The sequence below is a fragment of the Luteimonas qiangzhengi genome, assembly GCF_039548515.1.
GTDB lineage: Bacteria > Pseudomonadota > Gammaproteobacteria > Xanthomonadales > Xanthomonadaceae > Luteimonas.
This window is the reverse complement of record NZ_JBCLVE010000016.1, coordinates 1-11,993: the sequence shown is the minus strand read 5'-3', so window position 1 is coordinate 11,993 and position 11,993 is coordinate 1. Positions and strand designations below refer to the sequence as shown.

The 11,993-nt window shown below is 67.7% G+C and carries 12 protein-coding genes and 1 tRNA gene; 5 read left to right on the top strand and 8 right to left on the bottom strand.

From position 1 onward, the window contains the following. Positions 1–21: 21 nt before the first annotated feature. Positions 22–735, bottom strand: a complete 714-nt coding sequence (locus tag WCE59_RS12490) for a fumarylacetoacetate hydrolase family protein (protein WP_343259108.1) — start codon at positions 733–735, stop codon at positions 22–24. Between the two features lie 8 nt (positions 736–743). After that, the gene (locus tag WCE59_RS12485; protein WP_343259107.1) at positions 744–1,040 is read right to left on the bottom strand and encodes a hypothetical protein; all 297 of its coding nucleotides are present in this window, start codon (positions 1,038–1,040) and stop codon (positions 744–746) included. Positions 1,041–1,097: 57 nt separating this feature from the next. Here WCE59_RS12485 and WCE59_RS12480 point away from each other — a divergent pair, with 57 nt between their 5' ends. Next, positions 1,098–1,487, top strand: a complete 390-nt coding sequence (locus WCE59_RS12480) for a Rieske (2Fe-2S) protein (RefSeq protein WP_343259106.1) — start codon at positions 1,098–1,100, stop codon at positions 1,485–1,487. Here WCE59_RS12480 and WCE59_RS12475 read toward each other — a convergent pair. The 4 genes from WCE59_RS12475 to thiS all read right to left on the bottom strand — a co-directional run bounded on the left by WCE59_RS12475 (position 1,471) and on the right by thiS (position 5,241). After that, a complete protein-coding gene (locus WCE59_RS12475; RefSeq protein ID WP_343259105.1) occupies positions 1,471–3,312 on the bottom strand; it encodes an SLC13 family permease in 1,842 nt (613 codons plus the stop codon). The two genes, WCE59_RS12480 and WCE59_RS12475, sit on opposite strands and share 17 nt — an antisense overlap. Positions 3,313–3,335: 23 nt before the next feature. Next, entirely contained in the window at positions 3,336–4,076 is a 741-nt protein-coding gene (gene trmB / locus WCE59_RS12470) for a tRNA (guanosine(46)-N7)-methyltransferase TrmB (protein ID WP_343259104.1), read from the bottom strand. A 64-nt stretch (positions 4,077–4,140) separates the two neighbouring features. Next, positions 4,141–4,944 (bottom strand): thiazole synthase, encoded by an 804-nt coding sequence (locus WCE59_RS12465; protein ID WP_343259103.1) that lies wholly within the window; start codon positions 4,942–4,944, stop codon positions 4,141–4,143. A gap of 96 nt (positions 4,945–5,040) precedes the next feature. Beyond that, on the bottom strand, positions 5,041–5,241 hold the full coding sequence (thiS, locus tag WCE59_RS12460; RefSeq protein WP_343259102.1) for a sulfur carrier protein ThiS: 201 nt from the start codon (positions 5,239–5,241) through the stop codon (positions 5,041–5,043). Between the two features lie 174 nt (positions 5,242–5,415). On the opposite strand from thiS, the gene WCE59_RS12455 reads away from it, so the two are divergent. Then, positions 5,416–7,239 carry an autotransporter domain-containing protein gene (locus WCE59_RS12455; RefSeq protein WP_343259101.1) on the top strand — a complete coding sequence of 608 codons (1,824 nt, stop codon included), beginning with the start codon at positions 5,416–5,418 and terminating at the stop codon, positions 7,237–7,239. 21 nt (positions 7,240–7,260) lie between these two features. On the opposite strand, the gene WCE59_RS12450 is transcribed toward WCE59_RS12455, so the two are convergent. Together WCE59_RS12450 and proB are read right to left on the bottom strand one after the other, a co-directional pair. Continuing rightward, positions 7,261–8,547 (bottom strand): glutamate-5-semialdehyde dehydrogenase, encoded by a 1,287-nt coding sequence (locus tag WCE59_RS12450; protein ID WP_343259100.1) that lies wholly within the window; start codon positions 8,545–8,547, stop codon positions 7,261–7,263. A gap of 11 nt (positions 8,548–8,558) precedes the next feature. Then, on the bottom strand, positions 8,559–9,719 hold the full coding sequence (proB, locus tag WCE59_RS12445) for a glutamate 5-kinase (protein ID WP_343259099.1): 1,161 nt from the start codon (positions 9,717–9,719) through the stop codon (positions 8,559–8,561). A 354-nt stretch (positions 9,720–10,073) separates the two neighbouring features. On the opposite strand from proB, the gene WCE59_RS12440 reads away from it, so the two are divergent. From WCE59_RS12440 to WCE59_RS12430, 3 genes are all read left to right on the top strand, one after another. Next, positions 10,074–10,147: transfer RNA gene (locus WCE59_RS12440), tRNA-Gly, on the top strand. Positions 10,148–10,161: 14 nt separating this feature from the next. Further along, the gene (locus WCE59_RS12435; protein WP_343259098.1) at positions 10,162–10,572 is read left to right on the top strand and encodes a DUF6165 family protein; all 411 of its coding nucleotides are present in this window, start codon (positions 10,162–10,164) and stop codon (positions 10,570–10,572) included. A gap of 58 nt (positions 10,573–10,630) precedes the next feature. Next, the gene (locus WCE59_RS12430) at positions 10,631–11,980 is read left to right on the top strand and encodes an NTP/NDP exchange transporter (RefSeq protein WP_343259097.1); all 1,350 of its coding nucleotides are present in this window, start codon (positions 10,631–10,633) and stop codon (positions 11,978–11,980) included. Positions 11,981–11,993: the final 13 nt, after the last annotated feature.

Here is an 11,993-nt window from a genome sequence, read left to right as displayed (position 1 = left end):
CGATGGTTTCCTTTACTGGGTTCAGGCAAGCGTAGGGAGAATAACGCAGTCCAGCGAGAGCAGGTCATCCAGCCGCGCGCTGCAGCGATCGCCGGGCTGCAGTGCGGCCACCCCGGCGGGCGTGCCCATGAACACCAGGTCGCCGGCGCGCAGGTGATACAGCTGCGACAGCTCGTGCAGGATGTCGGCCACGTTCCAGATCATCTGGTCCAGGCGCGAGGACTGGCGCAGCTCACCGTTGACCTCAAATGACAGCGTGCGCTCGTGCAACTGGCCGATTTCAGCGGCAGGGACCAGCTCGCTTGCCGGAGCGGAATGATCAAAGCCCTTGGCGATATCCCACGGCAGGCCGGCGGCCTTGGCCTGGGCCTGCAGATCGCGTCGGGTCAGGTCCAGGCCGATGCCGTAACCGAGCACCAGCGCGGACGCCTGTGCGGGGTCAAGAATGCCCGGCTCGGCGTCGCGGCCGATTGCCACGGTCAGTTCCACCTCGTGGTGAAGCTCCGAAGTGGCCGGGGGATAGGGCACCCGGCCATCCAGCACCAGCGCATCGGCAGGCTTGCTGAAAAACACCGGGCGGCCGCGGGCTTCGGGCGAGGTCGGAGCCTGGGCTCCCATTTCGCGGGCGTGATCAGCGAAATTGCGGCCGACACAGTAAACGCGTCGTACCGGAAACGTGCCGCCGCCGCGCACCGGGATCCGCGGCGGTTCGCACGCGGCAATCAGGTCTGCCATGGCCGGACTCAGCGCAGGACCGGCTTGTCGACCACGCGGTAGTCGCCGTCAAGCACGGTGCCGCCGCTGCCGGTACGGCCCACGGCCCTGCGCGGCTTGCCAAGCAGGCGCAGCGCCATGCCGACAGCCAGCATCGCCGCACCGATCACCACCCCGAATACCAGCAGTATTGCCAGCAGGGCGACGCCGGCCAGGCCGAACAGCAGCCGGACCAGAGGATGGCGGGGTTTGCGCGGTGCGAAAACGGCGGTGAAGCCGGTGGCGCGGTAGCGCAGCAGCAGGTTTTGCAGGAAACGTGGGGTCATCAGTAACTTGGGCGTGACACAATGCGGCGCGCGGCCGGGACATACAGTATCGGCCCCATGCCGCCCCGGTTTGTAACGTTCCTGTTAAACGGTTGTGAAGACGTGTCCCTGATTACCTTTGAACAAATCCCCGATGGCGGCCTGGTCGAGGTCGAAGCCGATATCGACGGCGCGGTTGAATCGCTGATCGTCCACCGGCAGGGCGATGCCGTACGCGCCTGGCTCAACGTCTGCCCGCACGCGGGACGCCGGCTGGACTACGCGCCGGGACAGTTCCTGAAGTCGAAGGAAGGCCAGCTGGTATGCGCGGTGCACGGCGCCAGCTTCGAGCTTGCCGCGGGAGAATGTACCGCCGGCCCCTGTCGCGGGGATCGCCTGCGCGATATCCCGGTCAAGGTCGAAGGCGGCCAGGTCCTCCTCGCCACCGCGCTCAGAACAACAGGTTGACCATCAGCACCACGATCGCGATGTAGACCAGCGACAGCGGGCCGCACACGATCCACAGCTGCCTGGCGCGATAGCCGCCGGGTCCGGTGATCATCGACATCACCGGGTTGGACTGGGTCATGAAATTGTTGGACGCCGCCAGCGCCACGATCAATGCGAACGACGTCGGATCCGCGCCCACCGCCAGCGCCAGGTTGATCGCCAGCGGCACCATCACGATCGTGGCGCCCACGTGGCTGATTACCAGCGAGAACCCGGCGGTGAGGATGGCCACCGCCACCTGGATCAGCCACACCGGCAGACCGTCGGGTAGCTGTTCGATCGAGGCTCCCGCCACCCACGCCGCCGCGCCGCTGCGGTCCATGGCCCAGCCCAGCGGGATCAGGCAGGCCATCAGGAACACGGTCTTCCAGTTGATCGCGCCGTAGGCCTCGTCCATCTTCAGCACGCCGGTGACCAGCATGCCGGCCACGCCGGTCATCAGTGCGATGGCGGTCGGCACCCGTCCGGACACGGCGATCAGGATCGTGACCGCGAAGATCGCCATGGCGATCTTGAACTTGTGCGGGCGCTGCTCGCCCTTCGGATAGTCGGTCACCACCACGAAGTCGCGGTCGCTGGCGGCCTCCACCAGATTCTTCCAGAAGCTGTGCAGCACCAGCATGTCGCCCGCGCGCAGCGGCAGATCGCGCACGTTTTCCCGGATCACCTTGTCTTTGTCGCGGTTGACGGCCAGCAGGCGCAGACCATGGTGGCGGCGCAGCTGCAGCTCATTGGCGGTCTTGCCCACGTAGTCCGAGTTCGGCGGCACCACCGCTTCGGAAATCCCTCCGCGCGCCGGGTTGAACAGATCGCCGAACTGGCGCAGCCGGGTGCTCATGCGCAGGAAGTTGTTCTGGGCGAAATCCGATACCTGCTCGCGGGTGCCCATCGCCCCGATCACGCTGCCCACCCAGATGCGTACATCGGCTGCCGGTGCCAGGCGCGCTTCATCCTCGACCTTCAGTGCCAGCAGCACCGGCGCATTGTGCAGCGATTCCGCCTCACCGAAGGTCATGCCCACCAGCGGGCTGTCGGCGCTGACGGTGAGTTCGAACATGTCGCCGTCGATGCCATAGACGCGGGCGAAGTAACTCTGCGTGCGCCCGGGGGCCACGCCGGCATCCTTGCCGCCGCGCAGCTGGCGGTTGCCCCAGAAGTGGAAGTAGGCCAGCCCCGCTGCCAGCAGGGCCAGGCCGATCGGTGCCGGCGCAAACATGTTCAGCGGGGTCAGCGTGGCCGCGCCGGAGGGCAGGTTGGCGTTGGCCGACACCAGCAGGTCGTTGAGCATGATCAGCGGCGAGTTGCCGACCATGGTCAGGGTGCCGCCCATCACGATCGCCACGCCCACCGGCAGCAGCATCCGCGCCAGGCTGATGCCGGTGCGCGATGACAGGCGCGAGATCACCGGCAGGTACAGCGCCATGACCGACGGGTTCTGCATGATCGAGGAGTTGAGGCCGGCCACGGTTGCGGTCAGCAGCAGCAGACGTTCCTCAACGCCGCGCGCGCGGCGTAGCAGCCAGCCGGCCAGCCGGTTGAGGGCGCCGGTGCGGTCCAGGCCCAGGCCCAGGATCATCGTGGCGATCACGCTGATCACCGCGTTGGAAGAGAAACCGTTGAAGACGTCTTCCGGCGCCACCTGGCCGGTCAGGCCCAGCAATACCAGCACCACCAGCGCCACCAGGTCGGCGCGCACGCGCTGGAACAGGAACAGCACCATGGTCAGCGCCACCAGACCGAGAACGATCTGCATATCGGTGGTGAGCGCGAGAGCGGTGTCCATGCCCGGTTGTTGGTCTCAGCAGGTCAGGTGATGCGGTCGGTACGGTCGTAGAGCAGGTCCCAGACGCCGTGGCCCAGCCGCTGGCCGCGGGTCTCGAAGTGGGTCTGGGCACGCCAGTCGGGGCGCGGTACATGCCCGCGTTCGCCGGCACGGTTGCGCAGGCCCGGCGTGGCTTCCAGTACGTCCCACATGTGCTCGGCATAGTCCCGCCAATCAGTGGCCAGGTGCAAGCGGCCACCCGGCGCGAGCTTGCGCACCAGCAGTTCGGCGAAGGCAGGCTGCACCAGCCGGCGCTTGTTGTGGCGTTTCTTGTGCCAGGGATCGGGGAAGTAGATGCGCACCTCGTCCAGGCTGGCATCGGCAATTTCGTGCTCGAGCACTTCGACCGCGTCGTGGTGATAGACGCGCACGTTGTCGCTGTTGTCTTCGGCCAGCGCGTTCAACAGTCGGCCTACACCGGGCGCGTGCACTTCGATGCCGATGTGGTCGCGGGCCGGGTCACGGGCGGCTGCGTAACGCAGCGCCTCGCCGTTGCCGGTGCCGATCTCGAGCACCCGCGGCGCGCTGCGTCCGAACTCGGCATCAAAATCGCGCGGCGTGCTTCCGCTTTCCTTCGGTGTGAAGTCGAGCCCAAAGCGCGGCCACTGTTCATCGAACGCGCGCTGTTGGGCCTCGCTGAAGCGGCCTTGGCGCAGCACGAAGCTGCGGATCCTGCGCCGCTCCGGATCCTCGGTATAAGGCTTCCCGCGCCCGGTCTGGTTCATGCCACCCCCCGTAGGAGCGCGCCATGCGCGCGAAGCCGCGTGACATCGATCCGCAGGTGTTCCATCAGCCCAGCAGCCCGTCCTCGGGGGAGGAGGCGCTGGCATAGCGCTTGCGCGGGATGCGGCCGGCCAGGAACGCATCGCGCCCGGCCCGCACCGCGTAGTTCATCGCCCGGGCCATGCGCACCGGATCCTTCGCACCGGCAATGGCTGTGTTCATCAGCACGCCGTCGCAGCCCAGCTCCATCGCGATCGCCGCGTCCGAGGCGGTGCCCACGCCGGCGTCGACCAGGATCGGCACCTTGGCGTTGTCAACGATCTCGCGCAGGTTCCAGTGGTTCTGGATGCCCAGGCCCGAGCCGATCGGTGCGGCCAGCGGCATCACCGCCACGCAGCCGATCTCTTCCAGCTGCTTGCACAGCAGCGGATCGTCGCTGGTGTAGACCATCACCTGGAAGCCGTCGGCAACCAGCATCTCGGCGGCTTTGAGGGTCTGCACCACGTCCGGGTACAGGGTGCGCTCATCGCCCAGCACTTCCAGCTTGGTCAGCTGATGGCCGTCGAGCAGTTCGCGCCCCAGGCGGCAGGTGCGCACGGCCTCTTCGGCGGTGTAGCAGCCGGCGGTGTTGGGCAGGATGGTGTAGCGGTCCGGCGGCAGCACATCGAGCAGGTTCGGCTCGCCCGGGTCCTGACCGATGTTGGTGCGGCGGATGGCCACGGTCACGATCTGGGCGCCTGCAGCCTCGGTGGCGCGGCGGGTCTCGTCCAGGTCCTTGAACTTGCCGGTGCCGGTGAGCAGGCGCGAGGAATAGGCCTTGCCGGCAATGACAAGGGCGTCGTCTTGGTTGGAGGTGTGCTGTGCGGTCATCGACAGATTATCGCGCAGATGGCGCGCTGCGGCTGCATCTTCCTGCGGGTCGGTTCATGCGGCCCGCAGGAACGTGTCAGCTGCGCCTGGGACGGCTCAGCCGCCGCCCAGTGCGTGCACGATTTCTACCCGGTCACCGGCGGCAAGCACGTGCTCCGCATGTCGGCCACGGGGCAGGATGTCTCCGTTCACTTCCACCGCCACGCGACGTTCGCCCAGGCCCTTGGCCTGCAGCAGGGTAGCCACCGTGGAGTCCGCGTCCACCGTTACGGTGTCGCCATTGAGTACGATTTCCATGTTGCCATTGTCGCCGTTTGTGTCGGTTGTGGCCAAAGGGTGGCAGATGGGGTCGCAAATGGATGACGCACTGCGGCGTGAGGGTTGCGATTGATCGTGGAACGATGGCGCCCCCGCGCCGGGGTATGACCCCGTGGCGCGTCCAGGCCAGCCCCATTGATCAGGAGGATCCCCATGACCCTGCGCCGCTTCGTCCCGACCATTCTCGCCGTCGCCGCCGCCACACTGGCAGCCGCGCCCGCCTTCGCGCAGGACAGCCGGTTTTCGCGCACCGTGTTCTTCGGCGACAGCCTGACCGACGCCGGCTTCTTCCGGCCGCTGCTGCCGCCGGAAGTGCAGGCGGTCACCGGCCAGTTCACCACCAACCCGGGCTGGGTGTGGGCGCAGCATCTGGGCAATCGCTATGGCACGGACGCGTCGGCCAACGGCAATGGCCAGTCGGGCGACAACTACGCCGTGGGCGGTGCGCTCGTGGCCACAGACGTGATCGGCGCGCTCGGGCCGACGCCGTCGATGGCCAGCCAGGTGCGGCGTTTCATGGGAACGGGCGCAGTGGATCCCAACGCGCTGTATTCGCTGTGGGGCGGCGCCAACGACGTGTTCGCCATCGCCGCCGGCGCGCCACCGGAGCAGACCATCGGCACGGCGGTCAGCACGCAGATCGGGCTGGTGGGTGCACTGCAGGGCGCCGGTGCGCGCTACGTGCTGGTGCCGACCCTGCCCGACATGGGCATCACCCCGGCCGCACGTGCCCAAGGGCCCCTGGCCCAGGCGCAGCTGAGTGCGCTGGCCGGGGCGTACAACGATGCCCTGTTCGGTGGACTGGCTGGCAACGGCCTGCGGGTGATCCCGCTGGATACCTTCAGCTTCCTGCGTGAAATCGCGGCCAGCCCGGGCGAGTATGGATTCACGAACGTCACCGGCACCGCCTGCGAGCCGCAGATCACCGCCCAGTCACTGACCTGCAGCCCGGCCAGCTATACCCATCCGGACGCGGCGAAGACGTATCTGTTCGCCGACGGTGTGCACCCGACCGACGCAGGCCACGCCGCGCTGGCGGATTTCGCCGCGTCGGTGCTGGAGGCACCGGCGCTGGTGGCGGCACTGCCCCAGGCTGCGGCAGCCACCGGGCGGGCCCGCGCCGAACGGGTGGCCTGGCACGTTGAGGGCAGGCCGGAAGCGGGCGGCTGGTGGGTCGATGTGGCCGGCAACTACCTGCGCCGCGACGATGGTGACTTCCACGACGGCTTCGGGCCGGCGCTGACCGTGGGTCTGGACTGGGTGCGGGGCAACGCGGTGTTCGGCGCCTTTGGCGGGTACGGCGCGACCCGCCAGCAGTGGGGCATGAATCGCGGTGATTTCCGCTATGAGGACCTGACCATCGGCGGCTTCGCCGGCTGGTTCAGCGATGGTGGCGGCTGGGGCGTGGCCCAGCTGAGCTGGTCGCAGCTGGATTTCGACAGCCATCGCCGGGTGCAGTTGGGACAGGGCGTGCGCAGCCATCGCGGCTCGACCGACGGCGAGAGCCTGACCCTGGCCACGCACGTTGGCTGGGACTTCCAGCGCGGCACCCTGCGCCACGGTCCGGTGCTGGGGCTGGTGTTCCAGCAGGTCGACATGGATGGTTTCGCCGAGAGCGATCCGACCCTGTCGACTTCGCTGGCGTATCCGGACCAGGACTTCGACTCGCTGATCGCCAGCGTCGGCTGGCAGCTTGCCGTGACGGGCGACGGGGCGATGCGCCCGTACGCGCGATTTACCTGGGACAACGAGCTGGAAGACGCGCCGGAAGAGGCCTTTGCCATCGCCCAGACCATGGCCAGCAGCGGCCCGTACGCCGTGCCCACCTATGGGCACGACGACAGCTACGGAACCGTGACCTTGGGTGCGCGCACCGCGCTGTTCGGGCTGGACGCCAACTTCGGCATCAGCGGCACCGTCGGCCATGACGGCGGCGGCAACACCGCCGTGTTCCTGAGTCTGGGCCGCGGTTTCTAGCGGCTCCGCTGGCGCTCGGGCTCAGGCGGCCCGCGCCGGGTCCTCCGGCTGCTGCACCTCCGGGTGCCGCACCTGGCCGGCGCCGCGAACCACCCAGCGCTCGATGGTCAGCGACTCCAGGCCCATCGGGCCGTAGGCGTGCAGGCGGGTGGTGGAAATGCCGATCTCCGCGCCCAGGCCGAGCTGGCCGCCGTCGTTGAAGCGCGAAGAAGCGTTGACCATCACCGCCGAGCTGCGGATCGCACGCACGAAGCGGTCGGCCGCGGCCTGGTCTTCGCTGCAGATGGTTTCGGTGTGGTCGGACGTGTGGCGCTGGATGTGGGCGATGGCATCGTTGATGGAGTCGACCACGCGCACGGCCAGGATCGGCGCCAGGTACTCGGCGTCGTAATCCTCTTCCGTCGCCGGCTTCGCATCGGCGAACAGCGCCTGGGTGCGCTCACAGCCGCGGATCTCCGCGCCGCCGCGGGCCAGCGTGGCCAATGCGTCGGGCAGCCACGCCTCGGCGATATCGGCATGCACCAGCAGCGTTTCCAGCGCGTTGCACACGCCCGGGCGCGAGAGCTTGCCGTCCACCGCCAGGCGAGTCGCGGTGACGGGATCAGCGGCGGCGTCCACGTACAGGTGGCACACGCCCTTGTAGTGCTTGATCACCGGCACCCGCGCGTTCTCGGCCACGAAGCGGATCAGGCGCTCGCCGCCGCGCGGGATCGCCAGGTCCACCAGGTCGGTCAACTGCAGCAGCTCCAGCACGTGCTCGCGTGCGGTGTCCTCCACCAGCGCCACGGCCTCGGCCGACAGGTCGAATTCGGCCAGCGCGGCGTGCAGACAGCGGGCGATGGCGATGTTGCTTGCGCGTGCCTCCGACCCGCCGCGCAGCAGCACCGCGTTGCCGGCGCGCAGGCACAGCGCGGCGGCGTCGGCGGTCACGTTGGGGCGGGCCTCGTAGATCATCGCGATCAGGCCCAGCGGGATGCGCACCTTTTCAACGGTCATGCCGTTGGCGTGGATTTCGCTGCGGGTGACCTGGCCGACCGGGTCGGGCAGGGCGGCGATCTCGTCGATCGCCTGCACGATGCCGTCGATGCGTGCGTCGTCCAGCATCAGCCGGTCGAGCATGGCGCCGGTGGTGCCGGCCTCTTCGGCGCGCTGCATGTCGCCGGCGTTGGCGGCCAGGATGCCGGCGCGGCCGCTGTCGACGGCCTTGGCCATCGCGCGCAGCAGCGCGGCGCGACGTTCGGGTTCAAGCGCGGCGATCGCGTGGGAAGCATCGCGTGCGCGTTCGGCGAGTGAGCGGATATAGGACATGGGGAACTCCTTCAATGGGGGGTCGTGGCGTCCTGGTCCAGCAGGACCAGGTCGTCGCGGCGGATGACGGTGCTGCCGTTGTGGAAGCCGAGCACGTCCTCGATTTCCTGGCTGTGGCAGCCGGCGATGCGCTGCAGGTCGCTGGCGTGGTACTGGACCAGGCCGCGGCCGATGCGGCGACCCGTCCGGCTCACCAGATCAACTACCGCGCGGCAGCTGAAGTCACCTTCCACGCCGGTTACGCCGCCGGGCAGCAGCGAGGCGCCGCATTCGGACAGCGCGTGGCAGGCGCCATCGTCGATCTGCACGCGGTTGAGGCTGGCCGGCTGGTGGCGCAGCCACAGCTTGCGGGCAAGCAGGCGCGGACCGTGCGCGGGGATCAGGGTGCCGAGCAGCTGGTCATTGGCCAGCGCGTCCAGGGCTCGCGCATCGTGACCGCAGAACAGGGCGGTATCGATACCGGCCGCGGCGGCCTTGCTTGCCGCCTCCAGCTTGGTGGCCATGCCGCCGGTGCCGAGTGCGCCGGCGCCGCCGGCCGTCATGGCCATCACCTTCGGGGTGATGGCCTTCACCAGCGGCAGCGGAACCGCGTCGGGATCGCGCACCGGGTGGCCGGTGTACAGGCCGGGGATATCCGTGGCGATCATCAATACGTCCGCATCGACCAGAGTGGCGACGGCCGCGGCCAGGTTGTCGTTGTCGCCGAGCTTGAGCTCGTCGATGGCCACGGTGTCGTTCTCGTTGATGATTGGCAGCGCACCACTGCGCAACAGTTCATGCAGCGTTGCCTGGGCGTTGAGGTAGCGGCGGCGATTGCGCAGGTCGTCGTGGCTGAGCAGCACCTGGGCAACGGGCTGCTTTACCAGGTCCTGCCACAGGGCCAGCATCGGAGTCTGGCCGAGCGAGGCAAGTGCCTGGCGCTGCACCAGCCCGCCGCCGCGCTTCGCCACCAGGCCGCGACCGGCAGCCACCGCACCCGAAGACACCAGCAGTACCTCGCGTCCCTGGTCGCGGAAACGCGCCACCAGCGCAGCCAGTGCGGCGGCGTTGTGCCGGCCGAGATTGCCGCGGCCGTCGGTCAGCAGGCTGCTGCCGATCTTGATCACCGCGCGTCGCCACGGTGGCAGCGGCTGGGATGGGAATGGATGGGCTTGGGGGTTGTCTTCTTGCATGGGGCGGAAGTTCCTCCTGGTTTTATTCGGGGGTCCTGATTGCCGGCGGGACATATCGTCCCCGGCGGCGCGCAAAGCGCCGCGCAAGCCCGGGAAGGGTGCTCGGACACGCGGAAAACGCGCACGAAAAAAGGACCGGCAAGGGGTCCTGGGTACGCAAACGATCAGGGAAGATCACAAGCGCAGTGCGGCGCGAGAGCTGGCTCGATCGCGCGCCTGGTTGTGGGGTCCGACAGCTGCCGCAGCGAAGGGAAAACGTGTGGGCAGTTCGAACTGAACGCCGGCAAGTTTAACAGAAAGCGCCTTCACACGCTTGGCAAACAGCGCCCGCGCACCCTAGACTGCTGGCCACAGGCGGGTGTAGCTCAATGGTAGAGCAGAAGCTTCCCAAGCTTAAGACGAGGGTTCGATTCCCTTCACCCGCTCCAGTGTTGCCTGGGAGATGAAGTTGGGTTCGATCCTGATGCCGATGTCGATTGGCGAGCTGCTCGACAAGATCACCATCCTGGAGATCAAGTCCGAGCGCATCACCGATGCTGAAAAGCGCGGCAACGTGCTGATTGAACTGCAGGGGCTGACCACGATCTGGAAAGGCCTTCGTGATCGTCACCCCGGGGTCGAAGAGCTCAAGCAGCAGCTCAAGGTGGCCAATGAGGCGATGTGGGACGTGCAGGATGACCTGCGTGACCGCGAGGCGGCCAAGAACTTCGATGACAAATTCGTCCGCCTGGCCTGTGCGGTAGGGCGGGAAAATGCGGTGCGTGTCGGTCTGAAGAACGACATCAACCGTCTGGTCGGCTCAGCCTTCATCGACGAAAAGGAATACCAGGCCGACGCCGCTCCCGGCGCCTGATTGCCGATTGTGCAGTGCATCAGGTACCGTGCCCGGATCGCAATCCCCCAGCCGCGCCTTGACCACTCCCCGCAGTTCGACCTCACGTCTTGCGCGCTTCCGGGCGGCGCTGTCGGCTTCCCCACCGCTGTGGTGGGCGCTGCTGTATTTCTTCTGCCTGCTATGCGGCTATTACGTGCTGCGTCCGGTGCGCGACGCCATGGGTGCATCCAGCGATCCGGCCACCGTGTTCCCGGCCTGGCTGCTGGACTGGTCCGCGCAGCGCGGGATAGCGCTTGGCGACTACACCCTGCAGGTGCTGTTCAGCGGCACATTCATCGCCATGCTGGTGCTGCAGCCGGTCTACGGCGGGCTGGTGGCCCGCTTCCCGCGGCGGGTGTTCCTGCCGGTGGTGTATCTGGTGTTCATCACCTGCCTGCTGGGGTTCTGGTGGGCGTTTGATACCGGCGCGTCCGGGCGCGGGGCGGTGTTTTTCATCTTCATCGCGGTGTTCAACCTGTTCGCGGTGATGGTGTTCTGGAGCTTCATGGCCGACGTGTTCGACAACGAGCACGCCAAGCAGGTGTACGGCTATATCGGTGCGGGCGGCACCATCGGCGCCTTGTCAGGTCCGGCGATCACCCGTCTGCTGGTGGAACAGATCGGCGTGGCCAACCTGCTGTTGGTCTCCGCAGCGTTCCTCAGCGTGTGCCTGCTGTGCATCATCAAGCTGCGGCCCTGGGCCATGCGGCGCGAAGCCGAGCACGGCGAACAGAGCGGCGAGCAGGCCATGGGCGGCTCGGTGTGGGCCGGGCTGGTGCGGGTCTGGAATGACCCGCTGCTGCGCGCGCTGGCGATGCTGATGTTCTTTGGCGTGGGCATCGGCACGCTGCTCTACAACGAGCAGGCGGCGATCGTGCGCCAGTACTTCCCGACCGCCGAGGGCGCAACCCGCTATTACTCGACGCTGGACTGGGCGGTGAACGGGCTGACGATCCTGATCCAGCTTTTTGCCACCCGCTGGCTGCTGCGCCGCTACGGCGTGGCGCCGCTGCTGCTGCTGCCGGCGGTGGCGATCCTGCTGGGATTCTGCCTGCTGTCGGCCTCACCGCTGCCAATGCTGGTGGCCATGGTGCAGGTGATGACCCGGGCGAGCGAGTTCTCGCTCAACAAGCCGGCGCGCGAGACGCTGTACACGCGCATGGACCGTGAGTCCCGTTACAAGGCCAAGGCGGTGATCGATACCGCGATCTACCGCGGTGGCGACGTCACCTTCGTGTGGGTGCACAAGGCGCTGGCGGCGTTTGGTTCAGGGGTGGTGTTCCTGGCCGGTATCGGCGTCGCGCTCGGCTTCAGCTTCAGCGCCTGGCGGGTGATCCGCGAGCAGCGCCGCCTGCCCGAGCATTCCAGCGAAGCCACGAAGCCATGAACCCGTAGGAGCG

Excerpts from the sequence above, each read along its gene's own strand:
- WCE59_RS12490 (WP_343259108.1), bottom strand. The coding sequence starts at position 735 with ATGGCAGACCTGATTGCCGCGTGCGAACCGCCGCGGATCCCGGTGCGC.
- WCE59_RS12485 (WP_343259107.1), bottom strand. The coding sequence starts at position 1,040 with ATGACCCCACGTTTCCTGCAAAACCTGCTGCTGCGCTACCGCGCCACC.
- WCE59_RS12480 (WP_343259106.1), top strand. The coding sequence starts at position 1,098 with ATGCCGCCCCGGTTTGTAACGTTCCTGTTAAACGGTTGTGAAGACGTG.
- WCE59_RS12475 (WP_343259105.1), bottom strand. The coding sequence starts at position 3,312 with ATGGACACCGCTCTCGCGCTCACCACCGATATGCAGATCGTTCTCGGT.
- trmB (WP_343259104.1), bottom strand. The coding sequence starts at position 4,076 with ATGAACCAGACCGGGCGCGGGAAGCCTTATACCGAGGATCCGGAGCGG.
- WCE59_RS12465 (WP_343259103.1), bottom strand. The coding sequence starts at position 4,944 with ATGACCGCACAGCACACCTCCAACCAAGACGACGCCCTTGTCATTGCC.
- thiS (WP_343259102.1), bottom strand. The coding sequence starts at position 5,241 with ATGGAAATCGTACTCAATGGCGACACCGTAACGGTGGACGCGGACTCC.
- WCE59_RS12455 (WP_343259101.1), top strand. The coding sequence starts at position 5,416 with ATGACCCTGCGCCGCTTCGTCCCGACCATTCTCGCCGTCGCCGCCGCC.
- WCE59_RS12450 (WP_343259100.1), bottom strand. The coding sequence starts at position 8,547 with ATGTCCTATATCCGCTCACTCGCCGAACGCGCACGCGATGCTTCCCAC.
- proB (WP_343259099.1), bottom strand. The coding sequence starts at position 9,719 with ATGCAAGAAGACAACCCCCAAGCCCATCCATTCCCATCCCAGCCGCTG.
- WCE59_RS12435 (WP_343259098.1), top strand. The coding sequence starts at position 10,162 with ATGAAGTTGGGTTCGATCCTGATGCCGATGTCGATTGGCGAGCTGCTC.